10 protein-coding genes, 25 tRNA genes and 3 rRNA genes are annotated in these 20,828 nt (G+C 42.6%); 36 read left to right on the top strand and 2 right to left on the bottom strand.

The features are described 5' to 3' along the window. Positions 1-177: 177 nt before the first annotated feature. The 33 genes from ACYQ1I_RS12085 (at position 178) to ACYQ1I_RS11925 (ending at position 13,789) form a co-directional block, all read left to right on the top strand. Positions 178-1,938, top strand: a complete 1,761-nt coding sequence (locus ACYQ1I_RS12085; protein ID WP_459765646.1) for a B12-binding domain-containing radical SAM protein — start codon at positions 178-180, stop codon at positions 1,936-1,938. 23 nt (positions 1,939-1,961) lie between these two features. Beyond that, positions 1,962-2,711, top strand: a complete 750-nt coding sequence (locus ACYQ1I_RS12080) for a hypothetical protein (protein WP_459765644.1) — start codon at positions 1,962-1,964, stop codon at positions 2,709-2,711. A 29-nt stretch (positions 2,712-2,740) separates the two neighbouring features. Further along, positions 2,741-3,232, top strand: coding sequence for a GNAT family N-acetyltransferase (locus tag ACYQ1I_RS12075; protein WP_459765642.1), 492 nt, complete (start codon positions 2,741-2,743; stop codon positions 3,230-3,232). A gap of 16 nt (positions 3,233-3,248) precedes the next feature. Continuing rightward, positions 3,249-4,376, top strand: a complete 1,128-nt coding sequence (locus ACYQ1I_RS12070; protein WP_459765640.1) for a tetratricopeptide repeat protein — start codon at positions 3,249-3,251, stop codon at positions 4,374-4,376. A 183-nt stretch (positions 4,377-4,559) separates the two neighbouring features. Next, positions 4,560-5,477: a bifunctional enoyl-CoA hydratase/phosphate acetyltransferase gene (locus ACYQ1I_RS12065; RefSeq protein ID WP_459765638.1), complete on the top strand. Its 918-nt coding sequence runs from the start codon at positions 4,560-4,562 to the stop codon at positions 5,475-5,477. Between the two features lie 440 nt (positions 5,478-5,917). Next, positions 5,918-7,544 (top strand): 16S ribosomal RNA (locus tag ACYQ1I_RS12060). Positions 7,545-7,717: 173 nt separating this feature from the next. After that, positions 7,718-7,793, top strand: a tRNA-Ala gene (locus ACYQ1I_RS12055). A 123-nt stretch (positions 7,794-7,916) separates the two neighbouring features. Further along, positions 7,917-10,995: ribosomal RNA gene (locus ACYQ1I_RS12050) — 23S ribosomal RNA — on the top strand. 176 nt (positions 10,996-11,171) lie between these two features. Then, positions 11,172-11,288 (top strand): 5S ribosomal RNA (gene rrf / locus ACYQ1I_RS12045). The 16S, 23S and 5S rRNA genes sit together here with 25 tRNA genes alongside, the layout of an rRNA operon. A 6-nt stretch (positions 11,289-11,294) precedes the next feature. After that, positions 11,295-11,369, top strand: a tRNA-Asn gene (locus tag ACYQ1I_RS12040). Between the two features lie 5 nt (positions 11,370-11,374). Then, a tRNA-Leu gene (locus ACYQ1I_RS12035) sits at positions 11,375-11,463 on the top strand. 14 nt (positions 11,464-11,477) lie between these two features. Next, a tRNA-Met gene (locus tag ACYQ1I_RS12030) sits at positions 11,478-11,553 on the top strand. A gap of 8 nt (positions 11,554-11,561) precedes the next feature. Further along, a tRNA-Met gene (locus tag ACYQ1I_RS12025) sits at positions 11,562-11,638 on the top strand. A 9-nt stretch (positions 11,639-11,647) separates the two neighbouring features. After that, positions 11,648-11,722 (top strand) — tRNA-Glu (locus ACYQ1I_RS12020). Positions 11,723-11,766: 44 nt separating this feature from the next. Then, a tRNA-Val gene (locus ACYQ1I_RS12015) sits at positions 11,767-11,842 on the top strand. Positions 11,843-11,871: 29 nt separating this feature from the next. After that, a tRNA-Asp gene (locus tag ACYQ1I_RS12010) sits at positions 11,872-11,948 on the top strand. 14 nt (positions 11,949-11,962) lie between these two features. Continuing rightward, positions 11,963-12,038, top strand: a tRNA-Thr gene (locus tag ACYQ1I_RS12005). Between the two features lie 5 nt (positions 12,039-12,043). Then, positions 12,044-12,128, top strand: a tRNA-Tyr gene (locus ACYQ1I_RS12000). A 13-nt stretch (positions 12,129-12,141) separates the two neighbouring features. Continuing rightward, positions 12,142-12,224, top strand: a tRNA-Leu gene (locus tag ACYQ1I_RS11995). 26 nt (positions 12,225-12,250) lie between these two features. Further along, positions 12,251-12,325 (top strand) — tRNA-Gly (locus ACYQ1I_RS11990). Between the two features lie 6 nt (positions 12,326-12,331). After that, positions 12,332-12,407: transfer RNA gene (locus tag ACYQ1I_RS11985), tRNA-His, on the top strand. Between the two features lie 10 nt (positions 12,408-12,417). Then, positions 12,418-12,493 (top strand) — tRNA-Gln (locus ACYQ1I_RS11980). 3 nt (positions 12,494-12,496) lie between these two features. Further along, positions 12,497-12,572: transfer RNA gene (locus ACYQ1I_RS11975), tRNA-Lys, on the top strand. A 7-nt stretch (positions 12,573-12,579) separates the two neighbouring features. After that, positions 12,580-12,654 (top strand) — tRNA-Cys (locus tag ACYQ1I_RS11970). 1 nt (position 12,655) lies between these two features. Continuing rightward, positions 12,656-12,732 (top strand) — tRNA-Arg (locus ACYQ1I_RS11965). A gap of 323 nt (positions 12,733-13,055) precedes the next feature. Further along, positions 13,056-13,130: transfer RNA gene (locus ACYQ1I_RS11960), tRNA-Asn, on the top strand. Between the two features lie 5 nt (positions 13,131-13,135). Next, a tRNA-Leu gene (locus tag ACYQ1I_RS11955) sits at positions 13,136-13,224 on the top strand. 5 nt (positions 13,225-13,229) lie between these two features. Beyond that, a tRNA-Thr gene (locus ACYQ1I_RS11950) sits at positions 13,230-13,305 on the top strand. A gap of 10 nt (positions 13,306-13,315) precedes the next feature. Continuing rightward, positions 13,316-13,389 (top strand) — tRNA-Gly (locus ACYQ1I_RS11945). A gap of 19 nt (positions 13,390-13,408) precedes the next feature. Then, positions 13,409-13,497 (top strand) — tRNA-Ser (locus ACYQ1I_RS11940). A gap of 16 nt (positions 13,498-13,513) precedes the next feature. Further along, positions 13,514-13,605 (top strand) — tRNA-Ser (locus ACYQ1I_RS11935). A gap of 23 nt (positions 13,606-13,628) precedes the next feature. After that, positions 13,629-13,705: transfer RNA gene (locus tag ACYQ1I_RS11930), tRNA-Ile, on the top strand. A gap of 8 nt (positions 13,706-13,713) precedes the next feature. Beyond that, positions 13,714-13,789: transfer RNA gene (locus tag ACYQ1I_RS11925), tRNA-Phe, on the top strand. An 86-nt stretch (positions 13,790-13,875) separates the two neighbouring features. Here ACYQ1I_RS11925 and ACYQ1I_RS11920 read toward each other — a convergent pair. Beyond that, entirely contained in the window at positions 13,876-14,913 is a 1,038-nt protein-coding gene (locus ACYQ1I_RS11920; RefSeq protein ID WP_459765636.1) for a ribonuclease H-like domain-containing protein, read from the bottom strand. Between the two features lie 248 nt (positions 14,914-15,161). Between ACYQ1I_RS11920 and ACYQ1I_RS11915 the strand changes: the two genes are divergently transcribed. Next, a complete protein-coding gene (locus ACYQ1I_RS11915) occupies positions 15,162-16,568 on the top strand; it encodes an S-layer homology domain-containing protein (RefSeq protein WP_459765634.1) in 1,407 nt (468 codons plus the stop codon). Positions 16,569-16,710: 142 nt separating this feature from the next. Next, on the top strand, positions 16,711-18,747 hold the full coding sequence (locus ACYQ1I_RS11910; protein WP_459765632.1) for an ATP-dependent helicase: 2,037 nt from the start codon (positions 16,711-16,713) through the stop codon (positions 18,745-18,747). 47 nt (positions 18,748-18,794) lie between these two features. On the opposite strand, the gene ACYQ1I_RS11905 is transcribed toward ACYQ1I_RS11910, so the two are convergent. Next, the gene (locus ACYQ1I_RS11905) at positions 18,795-19,787 is read right to left on the bottom strand and encodes an asparaginase (RefSeq protein WP_459765630.1); all 993 of its coding nucleotides are present in this window, start codon (positions 19,785-19,787) and stop codon (positions 18,795-18,797) included. Positions 19,788-20,168: 381 nt separating this feature from the next. Between ACYQ1I_RS11905 and ACYQ1I_RS11900 the strand changes: the two genes are divergently transcribed. Next, positions 20,169-20,780, top strand: coding sequence for a lactate utilization protein (locus ACYQ1I_RS11900; RefSeq protein ID WP_459765628.1), 612 nt, complete (start codon positions 20,169-20,171; stop codon positions 20,778-20,780). The last annotated feature ends 48 nt before the right edge of the window (positions 20,781-20,828 follow it).

Below are 20,828 nucleotides of genomic sequence, written 5' to 3'. Positions count from 1 at the left end.
ATAGATATTATATTTAAGGAAATAATGTCCAAGAATTGAATTAGATTGATTCATTTGTATGTTCTGTATGAAATTATACAGAATGGGCATATCCTATAATAGCGCTATTAAAGTTCACAAGGGATATTGCAGTGCTATTATAAATAGTTTTTTGATTACGAAAAGTGAGGTTCCAGGATGAAAATTATACTATCAACTCTAAACGCAAAGTATATTCATACCAATTTAGCGATTCGTTATTTGAAGCAGGTCTTGAATCCCCTGGGACAGCAGGTTGAATTGCAGGAATATACAATTAATCATCATTTAGACTATATCATATCAGAAATCTATAAAAGTCAGCCTGAGTTAATATGCTTCTCTTGTTATATATGGAATATAGAAATGACACTGGAAATCGCCAATACCATAAAAAAGATTATGCCCGACACATTAATTGTTCTGGGCGGGCCAGAGGTTTCCTATGGAACAAAGGAATTAATGACGAAATACGACTATATTGATCTTGTAATAATGGGAGAAGGGGAAGGCGCCCTCTATTGGTTGGTACAAAAATTATTAGATGATGGAGACTACACTCAACTGCCAGGGGTTGCCTATCGAGCCAGGGGGCAGGTATTTGTTCCTGAAGGCCCTCCCTTGACAGTATCCCTTGAGGAAGTTCCTTTTCCTTATACAGGAGAGGCATTAAGCCCCGATAAAATCATATATTATGAGAGCTCAAGGGGATGTCCCTTTAATTGTCAATATTGTTTATCTTCAGCAAATCAAGGGGTTAGGTACCTGCCATTGGATCGGGTAAAAAAGGAGCTGCTATATTTGATGGAAGCCGGTGTAAGACAAATTAAGTTTGTTGACCGAACCTTTAATGCTCGAAAGGAATTTGCCCTTGAGATTATTCGATTCATTATAGCCCATCATCGAGGCGGCACTAATTTTCACTTTGAGGTGACAGCCGATAGAATAGATGATGAAATAATGGAGGCCCTTCAATCTGCTCCTGTAGGCTTATTTCAATTGGAAATAGGGGTTCAGTCAACCAATGAGGAAACCCTCAGGGCCATTGATCGAAGGGTTAATTTTGAAAGATTGAAAGATCGGGTTGGCACCATCGCTTCCTTTCAGAACATTCATCAGCATTTAGATTTAATTGTAGGACTGCCCTTCGAGGATTATTATTCCTTTAGAAAATCCTTTGACGATGTTTTCGCCCTTAGACCACAAAAGCTTCAAGTTGGATTTTTAAAGCTGTTAAAAGGATCGGGGTTAAGGGCCAAAGCCCAGGAGTATGGATTTGTGTATCAAGACAAAGCTCCCTATGAAATATTAGAAACCTCCGTATTGTCCTTTGGTGAAATATCGAGACTGAAGGGGATTGAAGAAATGGTAGAGAACTATTGGAATTCGGGGATGTTCAAGACATCAATTGAAGTGCTGATACACAACTTCTATCAGAGTCCCTTTCGCTTTTTTGAAGGGCTATGGCGCTATTGGGAGAATAAGGGTTATCATCATAGGGCCCATAATAAAATGATGCTGTATGAGACATTGCTGAATTTTTTTATAGAACAGAGGCACCAACCTATTGAGGTTTTTAAAGAGGTGTTGAAGCTAGATTATCTAAAAAATACCAGAAGTCCTTCCATACCAGCATTTTTACATCGTAATGTGCTGGCAGATTTTAAAAACAAATGTCATCAATTTCTTCAGCGGGAAGAAAATATAGCTCAATATCTACCCCAGTTTTCAGGAATGACTGCCAAGCAAATTATTAAAAGGGTACATTTTGAGCAATTTACCTACGATGTACTGGCCATTGAAAAAGCCCCTAACCTGTTATTGGCTCAAAAACCCGATAGTATTATCGTGCTCTTTCACTACGATTTAGACAGCAAGGCCCTTGAGCAATCGGTTTATAGTAAAGTAACCTTAAGTTAAACTAAAAAGATGAGGTGAAGCTGATGGATGTATTAAAGGATTTGTTTTATAGTAATCAAGAAGTATTAAAAAATACATTAAAAAGCTTGAAAAAAAATTGGATGATTATATTTACTGGTTTCTTTTATATGACTGCCACATTGCTGTTATATAGTATCATCCCTTTATTTGGGCTTTTGGCAGGAATTGTAATGATTATTGCTACCAGTGCTTTAATCTCCAATTATCTGTATTTATTAAACTGCATTATCAGGCGTGATCGAATTACCATTCAAGATTTCAAGGATGGCTTTACAATCTATTTAAGAAAGGTTTGGGGGATCTTATTTGTAAGCTATGTAGCGAATCTGGCCTATAGTCTTTTAGCAATGCCCTTCCTCAGTAGATTAATTGGTTCCTTTGCAGCCCAATGGGCCTTCACCTTTTTAATACTGGTGTTTTTCAATCCACTGCCAGAGGTAGTTTATCAAAAATACTACCAGCCCTGGGACAGCATTACCTACACCTTTGAAAATGTCAGAGAAAATTGGCTGGAATGGTTTTTGCCCAATATCATATTATTGGGAGTGTTATACTTACTGACAGGCCAGCAGCTAACGGGAATTTTCAATTACTATATTTTACCCACCAGAGGGTTGTTTTCTCCTTTGGGAATAATACTATATCTATTGGGACAGCTATGGTTTGCCTTCATGATGATATATCGTGGGTATCTTTTTGATTTACTTAGTACCAGCAATCGTAGAAAGCGATTGTTTATGAGGAGATTTTAACCGGCTGAACCAGAGGGGGAATAGGCAGTATGGCAGTGCAATATCTAACAATGCAGGAAAAGGACATAGATAAAGTATTAGAACTGTTCAAAAAATTAAAGAATGAAGCAGCGGAGGTAACCTTTGCGGATTTACATGACATGGTATCCCTTAGGAATGATTTTAGCTTACCAAACACCTTTTATTATATAGCGATTGAAAATAATCAACTGGTTTCAGTCTTTAGAGGGCGCCGTGGTCAAGGGAATCAAGACCACTGTGCCCTAATTACCATTGCTGTAGCTATTGAGTATCGAGGCAGACAAATGACAAAGCCCTTTCTCAACTATTGCCTTCAGCAGCTCAGCAGAGAAGGGATTTCCCTTGCTAGGGCCTATGTCTTCAGTGATAATAGGCCATCAATTAACATGCTGCTATCAGCGGGTTTCACGGTATCAGGCTGTGTTTTTCAACATCATCAATGCCTTAAAACGGGTGATTTAGTAGATGATATTATATTTCATAAACAATTAAACAAATGAAAATTGGAGGAAGCACATGTCTTTAATAGATCAATATTTAAAAAACAGAACAGAAGATCTTTCCTTTGTACATCTAAAAGAAGATGCTGATTTAAGGCTTGAGGGATATGAGCTCCCTCCGGGCGGCCTGGATGTTCCCCTCTTAACCGAAGAATTGGCCAACAATATTAAAACCAAAAAAGAAGGTGAAGTCATTACACTGGGGGCCATTATGAGAGGAATGCTGTATACCCTGGGAATCGATCCGAACTTTAGGCATAAAGAAGCTTATATTCGGTTTTTAAAGGCTTCAGACGAAAATATACAGGCCTTTATTTTAAAGGAAGGGATCCAGGCAACCGATCAACAGCGCCTACTGGAAAGCATCATCTTTTTTCGATCAGCCCGGGTGATTTCTCCGCAAGAACCCCAGGCTATGCTTCATTATGCCGTTTCACTATTAAAATATTGTGTGGAAAAGCTGAGTAAGTCTCAAAGGGAATTTACTGTCTTTCGTCAAGAGGCAAAGACTATGCTGGAAGAGGTACTGGCGATTCAGGTTGAGCCTCTGGCCTATTATCACCTGGCCTATATTTATAAAGAGGAAAGACAATTCCTTAAGGCCCAGCTATACGCTCAGAAGTTTCTTGAAAAAGAGACAGATGAACTGATGAAGCTGCAAATAACCCATTTGCTTCATGAAATTGAAGATTTAGTAACCTATGAAAGGGGCTATCAAGCAATCCTGGCCTTAAGACCGAAAGAAGGTCTGGAAATCTTAAAGCCCCTTGAGGAAAAATACAGTGATTGGTGGAATCTGCTTTTTTTTATTGGCTTAGCTTATCGACAGCTAGGGGAGTATGTTGAAGGTATATCATATTTTCAAAAAGTACTTGAGAAAAAGCCTGAGCAGGTAGATGCCATGGTAGAGCTGGGATTATGCTATGGAAGCCTAGGAGATTATCAGGAAGCTGTAGAATATTCCCTTCAAGCCCTAGAGCTGGGGGGAGAAAATGGTGAGATTTTATGCAATTTAGCAGTAATCCATATGGAAATTGGTGATTATCAAAGGGCCGAGCAGTTCTTGAGAAGATCCCTGGCATTAAATCCTGAGGACGAAATTGCCCTTGCTTGTATGGAACGTTTAAGGGCATATAAAGACTAAAGGTATTTTTTCCATGCTAAAATCATGGTGCTTTACCAATTAAGCAGTAATATTTTTGTTATTAAAAAATTTTAAATGTTAAAAAACAGAAGGAAAATCAAAGGGAATAGCGAATACAATCAGTAGCGTAAAATTAGAAGGGTAAATTTATTTATATTAAATCAATATAATGGAGTGATTACCTTGATTAAAAATTTAGAAGCGTTAATGAAAGCAGCAAAGACCCAAAACAAAATGAAGCTTGTTGTGGCTGCCGCCCAGGATACAGATGTATTAACCGCAGTAAAGGAAGCGCGGGACATGAATTTAATAGAGGGTATTTTAGTAGGGGATGAGAGTAAGATTCGGGAAATTGCCAATGAGATCAAACTCGACTTAGAGCAGTTTACTGTTATTAATCGCCCTGATTTAGCCGAATCTGCCTTGGAATCTGTCAGGCTGGTATCTTCCGGAGCCGCTGATTTTGTCATGAAGGGGCTATTGGATACCTCTATTTTACTAAAAGCCGTTTTGAATAAAGAATTTGGTTTAAGAACTGAAAACCTTTTAAGTCATGTCATGGTTTATGAAACCCCCAATTATCATAAGCTAATGCTTTTGACCGATGGGGGAATGAATATTGAGCCTACGCTGGAGGAAAAACAGGGGATTTTAAAAAATGCACTGTTGGTTTCCAGGGCATTAGGTAATCATGAAACAAAGGTAGCCTGCCTTGCAGCTAAGGAAAAGGTCAGCGATAAAATGAAATCAACTGTAGACGGAGCCGCTTTGAAGGTCATGGCAGAAGAAGGGAAGTTTGGTGCCGGAATCACTGTGGAAGGTCCTATAGCCTTTGATTTAGCAGTATCGAAGGAAGCTGCTCAGATTAAAAATTTCAAAAGCCCTGTGGCAGGAGAAGCAGATATTATTTTGGTACCGACCATCGAGGTGGGTAACGGAGTAGGCAAAGCATTAACCTATATAGCTGGTGCAAAATCTGCAGGCATCATTATGGGGGCTAAGGCTCCTGTGGTATTGGTTTCTAGGGCAGATTCTGCCGAGAATAAGCTGTACTCCATTGCCCTGGGTAGTGTGATTGCTGCATATCAAAGTAATCACTAGTAAATTGATTGTTCTGCCAGTGCCCCCGGTAAAGTCATATATATTAAACTAATAAACCAGGGGCCTTAATTTATGATTTCTAAATGCATAACGACTTTTTAAAAAGGAATAATAGTATTTCCTATATTTTATCTTTTGTATTATTTAAATTGGGTTTACATGTTTTTACTTAATAGAATATATGAAAAAATGCTTAGAAATTAATGATTTTTCTCTTTAATAATCCAGATAACTTCAACGATCGTTTCTATAATGCTATAAAAAGTTAAAAATAAAAACAAAAATATGTTGACATGGTTTTAAAAAAATGATATAGTATAAAAGTCGCCACTACGGGGCGGAAGGCCTTGGGCCTTGAATTTACAGGTCTTTGAAAACTGAACAGTATAGATATTAAGCCAGCATATAAAAGTCATTTTTAAATGACACCCAGAAATTTTTTGATTAAGAGTTTGATCCTGGCTCAGGATGAACGCTGGCGGCGTGCCTAACACATGCAAGTCGAGCGAGCTGACGCTCAACACTGAGAATTCAGTATTTTGTCTAAATAGCCAGCGTCAAGGACGGAAGTATGGAGTCCTTCACGCGTTATTTAAGTGACAACACATGTTGTAAAGTGAACTGAATTTTGAGTGTTGAGCGGAAGCTAGCGGCGGACGGGTGAGTAACGCGTGGGCAACCTGCCCTGTACTGAGGGACAACAACGGGAAACCGTTGCTAATACCTCATAATACCTTTTGGAGACATCTTTTTAAGGTCAAAGATTTATCGGTACAGGATGGGCCCGCGTCTGATTAGCTAGTTGGTGGGGTAATGGCCCACCAAGGCGACGATCAGTAGCCGACCTGAGAGGGTGATCGGCCACACTGGAACTGAGACACGGTCCAGACTCCTACGGGAGGCAGCAGTGGGGAATATTGCACAATGGGCGAAAGCCTGATGCAGCAACGCCGCGTGAGCGATGAAGGCCTTCGGGTCGTAAAGCTCTGTCCTAAGGGAAGAAATTTGACGGTACCTTGGGAGGAAGCCCCGGCTAACTACGTGCCAGCAGCCGCGGTAATACGTAGGGGGCAAGCGTTATCCGGAATCACTGGGCGTAAAGGGTGCGTAGGCGGTCTTACAAGTCAGGGGTGAAAGGCTACGGCTCAACCGTAGTAAGCCTTTGAAACTGTAGGACTTGAGTGCAGGAGAGGAAAGTGGAATTCCTAGTGTAGCGGTGAAATGCGTAGATATTAGGAGGAACACCAGTGGCGAAGGCGACTTTCTGGACTGTAACTGACGCTGAGGCACGAAAGTGTGGGGAGCAAACAGGATTAGATACCCTGGTAGTCCACACCGTAAACGATGAGTGCTAGGTGTTGGGGGTCAAACCTCAGTGCCGCAGCTAACGCATTAAGCACTCCGCCTGGGGAGTACGCTCGCAAGAGTGAAACTCAAAGGAATTGACGGGGACCCGCACAAGCAGCGGAGCATGTGGTTTAATTCGAAGCAACGCGAAGAACCTTACCTGGACTTGACATCCCTCGGACCACTCCTTAATCGGAGTTTTCCCTTCGGGGACTGAGGAGACAGGTGGTGCATGGTTGTCGTCAGCTCGTGTCGTGAGATGTTGGGTTAAGTCCCGCAACGAGCGCAACCCTTGTCTTTAGTTGCCAGCAGTTTGGCTGGGCACTCTAGAGAGACTGCCGGGGATAACTCGGAGGAAGGTGGGGATGACGTCAAATCATCATGCCCCTTATGTTCAGGGCTACACACGTGCTACAATGGCCGATACAAAGGGCAGCGAAGGAGTAATCTGAAGCCAATCCCATAAAGTCGGTCCCAGTTCGGATTGTGGGCTGAAACTCGCCCACATGAAGTTGGAGTTGCTAGTAATCGCGAATCAGAATGTCGCGGTGAATGCGTTCCCGGGTCTTGTACACACCGCCCGTCACACCATGGGAGTCGGAAGCACCCGAAGCCAGCTATCTAACCGTAAGGAGGAAGCTGTCGAAGGTGAAGTCGATGACTGGGGTGAAGTCGTAACAAGGTAGCCGTATCGGAAGGTGCGGCTGGATCACCTCCTTTCTAAGGAGCTTAGGCTTAAGCTATACTGTTTAGTTTTGAAAGACTTTAAGCAGATGGCCGAAAGTTAAAATAACTTTCGTGGCAGTCCGCTTAGTTAAAAATTCTGGAATTCATAACAATAGTTTTGATGCAATACAAATGAATGGAAGAATTTTTAACATCATAAAAAACCTGGGGGCGTAGCTCAGTTGGGAGAGCACCTGCCTTGCAAGCAGGGGGTCAGGAGTTCGACTCTCCTCGTCTCCACCATTGTTCCTTGAAAACTGCACAATGTTTAAAAGTAAAGCTGAGAATAATACACAGCGTAAGCTGTTGTATGCATCAATTACTCTTTAAGTTAATGTTGATCATTAACTGAACGATTATTAGCATGGTCAAGCTAATAAGGGCAGAGGGTGGATGCCTTGGCACCAGGAGCCGACGAAGGACGTGGTAAGCTGCGATAAGCATCGGGGAGCTGCAAGCAAGCTTTGATCCGGTGATTTCCGAATGGGGAAACCCACTTGAAGTAATGTTCAAGTATCATTTACTGAATCCATAGGTAAATGAAGGTAGACCAGGGGAACTGAAACATCTAAGTACCCTGAGGAAGAGAAAGAAAAATCGATTCCCTTAGTAGCGGCGAGCGAAATGGGATGAGCCCAAACCGATAGGGTTTACTCTATCGGGGTTGCGGACACAGTCTTAAGAAGGCGGCTATTGTAATAGAAGAGGTCTGGAAGGGCCCACCATAGAAGGTAATAGTCCTGTATATGAAACAAGAAGGCCTTTGACTGTGCTCCAGAGTACCACGGGACACGTGAAACCCTGTGGGAAGCTGGGGGGACCACCCCCCAAGGCTAAATACTACCTGGTGACCGATAGCGCATAGTACCGTGAGGGAAAGGTGAAAAGAACCCCGGAAGGGGAGTGAAATAGAACCTGAAACCCTTTGCTTACAAGCTGTGGGAGCACTTTTTATGTGTGACCGCGTACTTTTTGTAGAACGGGCCAACGAGTTATGGTATGAAGCAAGGTTAAGCACTTCAGGTGCGAAGCCGTAGCGAAAGCGAGTCTTAACTGGGCGCTTAGTTTCATGCCATAGACCCGAAACCAGGCGACCTACCCATGGACAGGATGAAGCGGAAGTAAAATTTCGTGGAGGTCCGAACCGATTGACGTTGAAAAGTCACCGGATGAGCTGTGGGTAGCGGTGAAATTCCAATCGAGCTTGGAGATAGCTGGTTCTCGCCGAAATAGCTTTAGGGCTAGCCTCAGGTTTAGAGATGCGGAGGTAGAGCACTGAATGGTCTAGGGGCCTTCACCGGTTACCAAAACCTATCAAACTCCGAATGCTGTTATCTTTTACCTGGGAGTCAGACTGCGAGTGATAAGATCCGTAGTCAAGAGGGAAACAGCCCAGACCATCAGCTAAGGTCCCTAAGTATACGTTAAGTGGAAAAGGATGTGGAGTTGCACAGACAACCAGGATGTTGGCTTAGAAGCAGCCACTCATTTAAAGAGTGCGTAATAGCTCACTGGTCGAGTGATTCTGCGCCGAAAATGTCCGGGGCTCAAACGTATCACCGAAGCTATGGATGCTGACGTAATCATTAGTACTTTTATGATCCAATGCTGACGCATGAGGACATTTAGCGAAAACAAACTTAGCCATCCGCTAGGATTAAATCAATGTTTTCGCCAAATACCTTAAGCTCAAAGCTATTTATGAAAGTAGTAATGATTACGTCAGCGTGGTAGGCGAGCATTCTGTAAGGGTTGAAGCTGTACCGGAAGGAGCAGTGGACTTTACAGAAGAGAGAATGTTGGCATGAGTAACGAGAGGCAGGTGAGAATCCTGCCCGTCGAAAACCTAAGGTTTCCTGAGGAAGGTTCGTCCGCTCAGGGTTAGTCGGGACCTAAGCCGAGGCCGAAGGGCGTAGGCGATGGACAACAGGTTGAGATTCCTGTACCACCTGTAATCGCTTGAGAGATGGGGTGACACAGTAGGATAGGTCATGCGCACCGTTGGTTGTGTGCGTCTAAGCTGGTAGGGAGTTAGGATAGGCAAATCCGTCTTAACATATCCTGAGAAGTGATGGGGAGCGAAATTTAAGTAGCGAACTGATTGATTCCACACTGTCAAGAAAAGCCTCTATCGAGATTATTAGGTGCCCGTACCGCAAACCGACACAGGTAGGTGAGGAGAGAATCCTAAGACGAACGGGAGAACTATTGTTAAGGAACTCGGCAAAATGACCCCGTAACTTCGGGAGAAGGGGTGCCGGAATAGGTGAAGGATTTACTCCGTAAGCCTGATCCGGCCGCAGAGAATAGGCCCAAGCGACTGTTTAGCAAAAACATAGGTCTCTGCTAAGTCGAAAGACGACGTATAGGGGCTGACGCCTGCCCGGTGCTGGAAGGTTAAGGGGAAGTGTTAGGGCAACCAAAGCACAGAACTTAAGCCCCAGTAAACGGCGGCCGTAACTATAACGGTCCTAAGGTAGCGAAATTCCTTGTCGGGTAAGTTCCGACCCGCACGAAAGGCGTAACGATTTGGGCACTGTCTCAACAATAGACCCGGTGAAATTGTAATACCAGTGAAGATGCTGGTTACCCGCGACAGGACGGAAAGACCCCGTGGAGCTTTACTGTAGCTTGACATTGGATTTTGGTACTACATGTACAGGATAGGTGGGAGACTTAGAAGCCAGAACGCCAGTTTTGGTGGAGTCATCCTTGGGATACCACTCTTGTAGTACTGAAGTTCTAACCATAGACCGTGAATCCGGTCTTGGGACACTGTCAGGTGGGCAGTTTGACTGGGGCGGTCGCCTCCTAAAAAGTAACGGAGGCGCCCAAAGGTTCCCTCAGCACGGTCGGAAATCGTGCGTAGAGTGCAAAGGCATAAGGGAGCTTGATTGCGAGACATACAGGTCGAGCAAGGACGAAAGTCGGGCTTAGTGATCCGGTGGTTCCGAGTGGAAGGGCCATCGCTCAACGGATAAAAGCTACCCCGGGGATAACAGGCTTATCTCCCCCAAGAGTCCACATCGACGGGGAGGTTTGGCACCTCGATGTCGGCTCATCACATCCTGGGGCTGTATTAGGTCCCAAGGGTTGGGCTGTTCGCCCATTAAAGTGGTACGCGAGCTGGGTTCAGAACGTCGTGAGACAGTTCGGTCCCTATCCGTCGCGGGCGTAGGAAATTTGAGAGGAGCTGTCCTTAGTACGAGAGGACCGGGATGGACATACCTCTGGTGTACCAGTTGTTCTGCCAAGGGCATCGCTGGGTAGCTATGTATGGCAGGGATAAGTGCTGAAGGCATCTAAGCACGAAGCCCCCCTCAAGATAAGATTTCCCATCCGAAAGGAGTAAGACCCCAGACAGACTATCTGGTTGATAGGTCGGAGGTGTAAGTGCAGTAATGTACTGAGCTGACCGATACTAATAGGTCGAGGGCTTGACCAAAAAAATATATTCAGCTTACTTGACATTGTGTGGTTTTGAGGGAATATAAGCAGATGGCCGAAATTTATAATTTCGTGGCAGTTGCTTAGTTAAAAATTAAGTTGCTCATATCCTTAGGTTTATGATATACTAGATGAGCTAATTAATTTTTAACCTCAAAAATTTAATTAAAAAAATGCCGTGACAATAGCGAAGGGGTCACACCTGTTCCCATCCCGAACACAGTAGTTAAGCCCTTCTGCGCTGATGGTACTTGGAGGGCAGCCTCCTGGGAGAGTAGGACGTTGCGGCATGAATGTTCCAGAGTAGCTCAATGGTGGAGCACCCGGCTGTTAACCGGTAGGTTGGAGGTTCGAGTCCTCTCTCTGGAGCCAAACGTGCCGAAGTGGCGGAACTGGCAGACGCACAGGACTTAAAATCCTGCGGTCCCTCAAGACCGTACCGGTTCGATTCCGGTCTTCGGCACCATTTTAAAAAAATATCGCGGGGTGGAGCAGTTGGCAGCTCGTCGGGCTCATAACCCGGAGGTCGCAGGTTCAAGTCCTGCCCCCGCAACCAACAAATATGGCGGCATAGCTCAGATGGCTAGAGCGTTCGGTTCATACCCGAAAGGTCACAGGTTCGATCCCCGTTGCCGCTACCAACTATATTTGGCCCCTTGGTCAAGCGGTTAAGACACCGCCCTTTCACGGCGGTAACAGGGGTTCGATTCCCCTAGGGGTCACCATTTTAAGAAATCAGAGGTCAAGTCAGTTTTGACCTCTAGGATATGGGCGCATAGCTCAGCTGGGAGAGCACCTGCCTTACAAGCAGGGGGTCACAGGTTCGATCCCTGTTGTGCCCACCATATTAGAATTTTCAAACAACATGCATTATGGCCCGGTAGTTCAGTTGGTTAGAATGCCAGCCTGTCACGCTGGAGGTCGAGGGTTCGAGCCCCTTCCGGGTCGCCATATTAATTTAATATGCTGGTGTAGCTCAACTGGTAGAGCAGCTGACTTGTAATCAGCAGGTTGCGGGTTCGAGTCCCATCACCAGCTCCATAAGTGGAGGGATTCCCGAGTGGCCAAAGGGGGCAGACTGTAAATCTGTTGTCGACGACTTCGAAGGTTCGAATCCTTCTCCCTCCACCATTTAAAAATACATGCGGGTGTGGCGGAATTGGCAGACGCACTAGACTTAGGATCTAGCGGGCGACCGTGGGGGTTCAAGTCCCTCCACCCGCACCATAAAAGAAAAATTATTTTAAGAAAATGCGGAAGTGGCTCAGTGGTAGAGCATCGCCTTGCCAAGGCGAGGGTCGCGGGTTCGAGTCCCGTCTTCCGCTCCAAATATGGTGGGTGTAGTCAAGCGGTTAAGACACAGGATTGTGGCTCCTGCATGCGTGGGTTCGAATCCCATCATCCACCCCATTAAATATATTGGGATATAGCCAAGTCGGTAAGGCAACGGACTTTGACTCCGTCATTCGCAGGTTCGAGTCCTGCTATCCCAGCCATTTGATCCATTAGCTCAGTCGGTAGAGCACCTGACTTTTAATCAGGGTGTCCCGCGTTCGAGTCGCGGATGGATCACCATTTTTACGGCGGCATAGCCAAGTGGTAAGGCAGAGGTCTGCAAAACCTTTATTCCCCAGTTCAAATCTGGGTGTCGCCTCCATGCGCCCATAGCTCAGCTGGATAGAGTGTCTGACTACGAATCAGAAGGTCGGGAGTTCGAATCTCTCTGGGCGCACCAGTTTAAAAATGCAAAAAATCAAGGTGATCACCTTGATTTTTTCATATCATTTAATTTTAAAAGTTATCAATCCTAATTCATCAGGTCTTTACAAAGGACAATCTTGAATATTGAAGCTGCAACTGAATTAATAGCGCCTTTAAATAAAAGGAAGGATTTTTTGATAATAAATAGGTTATAATAAATATTATTCAGTTAGTTCTTGTTAGGAAAAAAGTGTTTACAATTGATTAAATTTGTCGTATAATAATACTTGTCGCTACAGAGAAACGGCACATCAAATGATTGGGAACTAAAATTTCTATGGCGTATCAAATTAATATTCCAGAGTAGCTCAATGGTGGAGCACCCGGCTGTTAACCGGTAGGTTGGAGGTTCGAGTCCTCTCTCTGGAGCCAAATATGCCGAAGTGGCGGAACTGGCAGACGCACAGGACTTAAAATCCTGCGGTCCCTCAAGACCGTACCGGTTCGATTCCGGTCTTCGGCACCATCCAAGCTGGTGTAGCTCAATTGGCAGAGCAGCTGATTTGTAATCAGCAGGTTGCGGGTTCGAGTCCCATCACCAGCTCCAACTATGTAATGCGGGTGTAGTTCAGTGGTAGAACTTCAGCCTTCCAAGCTGACCGCGAGGGTTCGATTCCCTTCACCCGCTCCAATTTAAACGCTATAAATTTGGAGAGGTGTCCGAGTGGTTTAAGGAGCTGGTCTTGAAAACCAGTGACTCCGCAAGGGGCCGTGGGTTCGAATCCCACCCTCTCCGCCAGCATTAAATTTAAATTGGAGAAGTACTCAAGTAGGCTGAAGAGGACGGTTTGCTAAACCGTTAGGTCGTGTAAGCGGCGCGCGGGTTCGAATCCCGCCTTCTCCGCCAGCCAGGTAACAATATTAAATTGTGGGCTTATAGCTCAGCAGGTTAGAGCGCACGCCTGATAAGCGTGAGGTCGGTAGTTCGAGTCTACTTAAGCCCACCATTTTTTATGCCCAGATAGCTCAGTCGGTAGAGCAGGGGACTGAAAATCCCCGTGTCGGTGGTTCGATTCCGCCTCTGGGCACCAGTTTATTCAGTAAAAAACCACTTAATAATCATTATTAAGTGGTTTTTTTATTGTGTATTTATATTGCTTCCCCCTAGGACGGAGTACTAGCCTTGATTATTTAATATTCCCCTGATGAGATGATTGATAAATTCAATCAGAAAGCTATGATTTTCTTCCTTGGTCACACTTACCTCCATCATACCTTCATAAATAACATCCCTGGCAATGGAAGAAGAAGTCAGTTCCTCAAAATTAAAGGGAAAGGTCTTAAAATCCAGGCAATAGATTTTTTCCTTTGTGGGTAGCTTAAAATGCTCTAAGGGAAGCTCCAGTGTAAAGCTGCCCGAAACCGGAGACCATTGAAAATGGTACTGGGATGTATAGTGAATTTCTTCAGGCAGATCCTTAACAGTACTGGTTCGACCCTTAAGGTATAGTGTGTTCTTTTTGATGGTGACATCCTCTGGATAATACAATAAATCTATTTTTTTACCAGAATAGCTAATTGAATAGCAGGTTTTAGACAACAGTAAAAAGGATGGAGGAAAATACTCTATGATATGGGTTACCTTTAAAAGATAGAAAATATCCTCAAAATTATGCAGCAGAATTGTCTTTTCCAGGCTGGGGGAAGGCTCTTGCTGATATTGTAAATAAAGATCAACACTTTCCTTACCGCTGATAGTGTCTCGTCTGTTGATTCCTAAAAACTTTTCAACGGTTTTAAGTTTCAAATTTTCCAGAGAAAGAGATCGGCGGTAGCGCTTGATTAATTGCAGCAGGTCTAAATGCTTAATATCGTTAAAGGGCCATTGAATTCCGTACTTTTTAAATCTTTCCTTCAGAAAGGGAACGTCAAAGGATGCCCCATTATAGGTAATGGTATAGGGAATCTCCCGGGATGCTTCCAGGAAGGCAGACAAAACCTGTTTTTCTTCCCTGACGTTTTCAGCCAGAAATTGCTTAACAACGATATCTTCTTCTTCTATGTATAACAGGCCGATTAGAATAACATGATGATATCGGTGACTTAGGCCTGTTGTTTCTATATCAACAATACAGAATTTCTCTGAAAGAAATAAATGATTCAGACTGGAAGGTAAGGCTTGATTGTTTTCAAGGCGACGATAGATCGTTTTCATAACTGCCTCCTTAGATGGTAAAATTTAAGCAAGTCTATTTTAACATATTTTGCAACTTATTAGAATATTTGTCGTCTTATAAATAGACTAGCGTATTAGCGGAAAAATGTTTGATGAAACGATAAAATGGGGTATATAATTATAAAATGATATAAGATGTTATAGAAATGTAAAATTATATATCGTGGCTTTATGATACGATGAATAATAAGGAAATAAAAAGAAATATTTGGGGGGGCGGTACATACATGAAGAAAATAAAGGGAATTGTGATTTTATCAGTTATACTGTTAATCGGTGCTGGCGCTAGCTTTTCCTATGCCCTAAATGATATTGAAGGCCACTGGGGGCAGAGTTATATCAAATGGGCGGCTGATGAAATGGGTATAATCAAAGAATATGAAGGTGGTGCCTTTAGGCCAGACCAGGCTATGACTCGAGGGGATTACATCATAGGACTTAATCATTTACTTCATCAAAGTAAGGTTTATGAAAAAGTAGATTTTATCCTTTATAACGACACAATTCCTTATCAGGATATAGATCGGCAGTCAGAGCTTTACTACAGCCTGCATGAGCTTAACATCTACATAAAATATTACAGCAATACGGAATTGAGCCTGGAGGATATTTTCAAGGGAGCCCAACTACAACCCCAAAGGGCCATTAATCGTTACGAAGCAGCTTTGCTGGCCAGGGCTGTGACGACGCCACCTATTGAAATGAAGAATCTTCGGTTCCATGATGTGGCTACCAGCCTACCCTATTATCAAGAACTGATGGAGCTGGTGAGTAATGGCATAATACAGGGCTATGGAGATCAAACCTTTAGACCCCACAGGCAGGTTACAAGGGCGGAAGCCGCAGTAATTCTGAGTCGAGTCAATAAAGATTTTCAGTATCTGCTTGAAGATTTGGCCTTTAAGCCAATTACATTCAATAATTTTGGAAAACAGCAGCCTACCTTTACGTTAGCAAAGGGAAGTCAAAAGGCAGATAGACAAAATCAACAATTTATAAAGGCCATCAGCTCCCTGGAATATATGTCATTTATTGGATACATACCCCATAATGAAGCCCATTTATATGACAGTAATCCTATTGAAACCCTATGGCAATTAAAAAACGAAGACTATGACAATGTAGTGGGAAATAACTATTATTTAATTGTTTACGATAAAAATACAGGTAATATAAGAAAAATCGAACTTATTCAAGAAGCCATGCAGCACCTTCTCGCCAGAAAAAATGAAACTGTTGAAGGCTTAGACCTGTTCTTAAAGGAGGCTGCCAAGCTAATACCCGGACAAGAGGTGCTGAAGTTTGCCAGTGAGCTTAATAGAAGCACCACAAATAAAGACACAAAGTTAGTCACGGGAGTTTTTACGGCGGAGGAGTCTATAAAAAACAGAAATATTCAACAGGCAAGGGAGGCTTATCGACAACTATTGTCAATGGATATTTCGGAAAAGATAAAGCAACAGCTAATTCGTAATTACAGCTACTTACTGCAGCAGTACAGTGGTACAGCCTCAGCCATTAATGAATTAAAGGAGCTTAATTCTGAATTCAATAAAGATAGCAGCTATAAAAACAGCGAAACCCAACAATTAATTACAGGTCTCTTAAAAAAGCTGCTGGCAGAAAAACAATAATACTATTTTAGAGGATGGTTTCTTATAGAGAAACGATCCTTTTTATTTTAAGATTTGTTTATCATGGTTAGATATGATAAACTTTTAAAATGAAAAGAAACACTAAAAGAAGAATGATTATGTATAGATGTAGGGGTGTAGCATGGAAAAGTATCTTAATAGACTGAATGAACAGCAAAAAAAGGCAGTACTCCATGGGCAGGGACCATGTATGGTTTATGCCGGGCCTGGTTCCGGCAAGACCACCGTTATAACCTATCGAATTAAGCACTTAATTAAGGCCTGCCGGGTTAATCCAAATCATATACTGGTTATTACCTTTACCAAGGCTGCAGCAGAGGAAATGAAGCAAAGATTTTACAGCCTGGTTAAGGATGAAATACCTGGGGCTGGCAGGGTACATTTTGGAACCTTCCACTCGGTTTTTTTTCGCATCATCAGAAGTCATTGGGGGTATGGCTTAGGGCAAATACTTGATGAAGGAGAAAAATACACCGTAATTAAAAATATAGCCAAAACCTTGATGATAGACTATGCAGATGATGATGAGCTAATTAAAGAGCTGCTGTTGGAAATGGCCCTTTATTATAGCAATTATACAGGCAGGCAAAATTTCACCTCCCAATGTATTTTAACAAAGGATTTTTTGCGCTTAATTGATTGCTATGAAAATTATAAAAATGACCATCAAAAAATTGACTTTGATGATATGCTTATCAAATGCTATCGGCTCTTAAATGAAAATCCCAAGGTCCTTAAGCTTTTAAGAAATCAATTCCAATATATATTAATAGATGAATTTCAAGATATTAATCAAATTCAATTTGAAATTATCAAGCTATTAAGTGCTCCTCAATACAATCTATTTGTGGTGGGAGATGATGATCAGTCCATCTATAGCTTTCGGGGCGGAAGACCTGATTTTATTTTAGATTTTGAAAAATATTTTCCCAACAGCAATAAAATCGTAATCGATGTTAATTATCGCTCCCAGGGAAACCTCATTAAGGGTGCCAACGCTTTAATAACCAATAACAAGGTACGAATTCCTAAAAACATTGTAGCCTACCATAGTCCGAAGGAAGAAATACGCTACATGATACCTAAAAGCAGAGAGGAAGAAAATCGCCTTGTCAGCAGTTTAATAAAGGATTGGCATAGATCAGGGGTTAGCTATGGCGATATGGCAATTATTTATCGTACCAATATGCTGGGGGCAGCTATGGTTGGTGAATTGCTGGAAAATCAGATTCCCTTTTATTGTAAGGACCAAATTTACAATATTTATGAACACTGGGCCGCCAGGGATCTATTAACCTATTTGAATCTTGGCCAAAATCCGATGGATAGCCGAGGTATGGCTTCCATCATTAACCGCCCAACCCGTTATATATCGAAAAAGGCCATGGAGGCCGCCTTGAACTATCATAAGGATTTTATTACCGCCTTAAAGGTTAAGGGGGAACTGAAGTCTTATCAGACCAAACATTTAGACCAGCTCCAGCTGGATTTAAAAAATATAGGAAATTTAAGCACCCATCAGGCCATCGGTTATATTCGTAGACAGGTGGGCTATGATCAATACATAGAAAACTATTGCGTAGAAAAGAAAATCTCCAGTAATGGCATCTTTGAAATCCTTGATGAGGTGGAGGAATCCAGTGCAAAATTTTCAGAGCAAGGTGCCTTCCTACAATATATTAGCAATTTTAAAGCCCAGATCAAACAGCATAAAAACAAAATAAAAAATCAAGACGAAGTTAATTTATTGACTATGCACGGGGCCAAGGGGCTGGAATTTAAAATCGTTTTTATTATAGGCGCTATCGAGGGAATTGTACCCCATAACAAGGTGCTAGAGACAGAGGAAGCCATAGAGGAGGAACGAAGGCTGTTTTATGTTGCCATTACCAGGGCAAAGGAAAATCTTTATGTTTCTTCACCCCAATTTCGCTACAATAAAAGAGCAGAGACATCACGATTTGTTGACGAAATGAAGCAGTTGACCCCTGTGAAGGATGGATTGACTATAGGAAAAGCCATTTATCATCGGCTCTTTGGAAAGGGCTTGATTGAAGGAATAACCGATAAGATTGTCAAGATACGCTTCTTAAACAGTAATCAAATTAAGGATTTTGATCTTCAGACCTGTATTAGAAACAGGATTTTACAGCAATAAAAGCCAACCACAGGGCCAAATCTTCCTATGGTTGGCTTTCAATCGTATTAATGATATTGCCGGCCTTCAATAATATCCCTTAGCTCCTTTGGGTCATCGGTGACACTAAGGGCCAGCATTAATTTGATTCTTAATTTTTGTCCGGGTAAATCGCCACCTAATATTACTCCAAGGTTGCGCAGATGTCTGCCGCCACCTTCATAGCCGTAGGAATCCAACACCCGGCCGGTGGGGCAGCGGGATGTAATGACAACAGCCACCTGCTTCTCCAAGGCATAGATAATTCCCTCCAGCATGGTGGGAGGAACATTGCCCCGTCCCATGGCTTCAATTACAATCCCCTTTGAGCCGCGATCAACACAATATTTTATTAAGCTGGAATCCATCCCAGCAGCGCTTTTAATTAATTCTACTCTGGTTTCTAATTGATCAGTTACGATTTGCTGTCGATTGACAATGGCTCGGTGAAAGATAAGCTCATCATTATCAACAATACCCAGAGGGCCGAACTCTAAAGATTTAAAGGTATCTAGGCTTAAAGTATTAAATTTGGTCACCTCACTGGCGGCATTTACCTCGTTGTTCATTACTACCAAAACCCCTTTATTGACAGCATGGGGAGAAATGGCAGTACACACTGCAGCGGCTAAATTACTGGGACCGTCGTAGCCCAATTCAGAGCTGTTTCGCATGGCACCAACCACTACAATGGGCTTAGAAGACTGAATCGATAAATCCAAAAGGTAGGCGGTTTCTTCCAGGGTATCAGTGCCATGGGTAATGACAACGCCGGCAATATCGTAGCGATCCAGGGTTTCAACCACCAGGGCCCTAAGATTCATCATAAGGGTCAAATCCATTTGGGGTCCTGGGAGCTTTGAAAAATTAATGGTTTCTATTTCAGCATATCGATCAATATTAGTCACCAATGATAATATTTCCTGACTGGAAAGAGAAGGAATTGCAGCACCAATCCTTGGATCAACCGACATGGAAATTGTACCACCTGTAAAAATGACAGCTACTTTTGGTTTATTCAATGCGATACCTCCCTCTATTTTTGTCTACGTCTGCAAGAATAATTATATATGATGTGGGTGGGTTTGTGAATGAAAAAATAAGAATATTGTACTAAGTTTAGGTTTAAGTTAAGGGAAGTAATGTAAAAAAGGGTAAAAAAAAACTGGGTCGTGGACCCAGGTTCACATTTATAAAATGTGATTTTCAAAAGGGGTATTGGGAATAGAGATTATATAATCGAGGTTACCAGGGGGATAACCACAAAAAAATTATAACAAATCTCGACAAATAGTGCAAGGCTTTGACAGCAACTTTTTTTAAATTAATTTTGCGTTTGGAAATGATTGTTGTATAATGTTATCATAATAGCAATTTTGATAATTTAAAAAGGGGGTTTCAAAGTGAAGGAACAAGTTCAAAATCTAATGAATAACTTAGAAAAAAAAGAAATCGGGACTAAATATTTTAATACTAAGGAAGAAGCCGTTAAGGCTATTATGGATGAGGCCGATGCTGTGTCGACAATTGGAGTGGGGGGCTCAATGACAATTTTCGATCTGAAATTACACGAGCAGCTGGCCCAAAGGGGAAAACAAGTATACTGGCATTGGCTGGTACCGCCGGAAGAAAGACCTCAGGTGAGGGAACAGGCAGGAAAGGCAGAGTTATATTTAACCAGTACCAATGCCATAACCGAAGGTGGCGAATTAGTCAACATTGATGGGGTAGGCAATCGGGTTAGTGCCATGTTCTATGGCCCAAAGCGTGTGATTGTTATCTGCGGTATTAACAAGATTACCAGTGATTTAATTTCGGCCATTGACAGAATTAAATCTAAGGCCTGTCCGGGGAATGCAATGCGGCTGAATTTAAAGACTCCCTGTGCAATAACAGGTAATTGCAATGATTGTTTAAGTGAAGATCGTATGTGTAATATCACAACCATCATTAATCATAAACCCATGACAGTTGATTTGAATGTTTATATTGTTGGTGAAGCGTTAGGATACTAAGAAAGGTGCCCAATACCTTTCTTTTTTTCTGCTGCCCTCTTCAATATA

Source organism: Alkaliphilus crotonatoxidans (assembly GCF_054658015.1).
The sequence above is the reverse complement of the archived record's forward strand: the minus strand, read 5'-3'. Positions and strand labels throughout refer to the sequence as shown.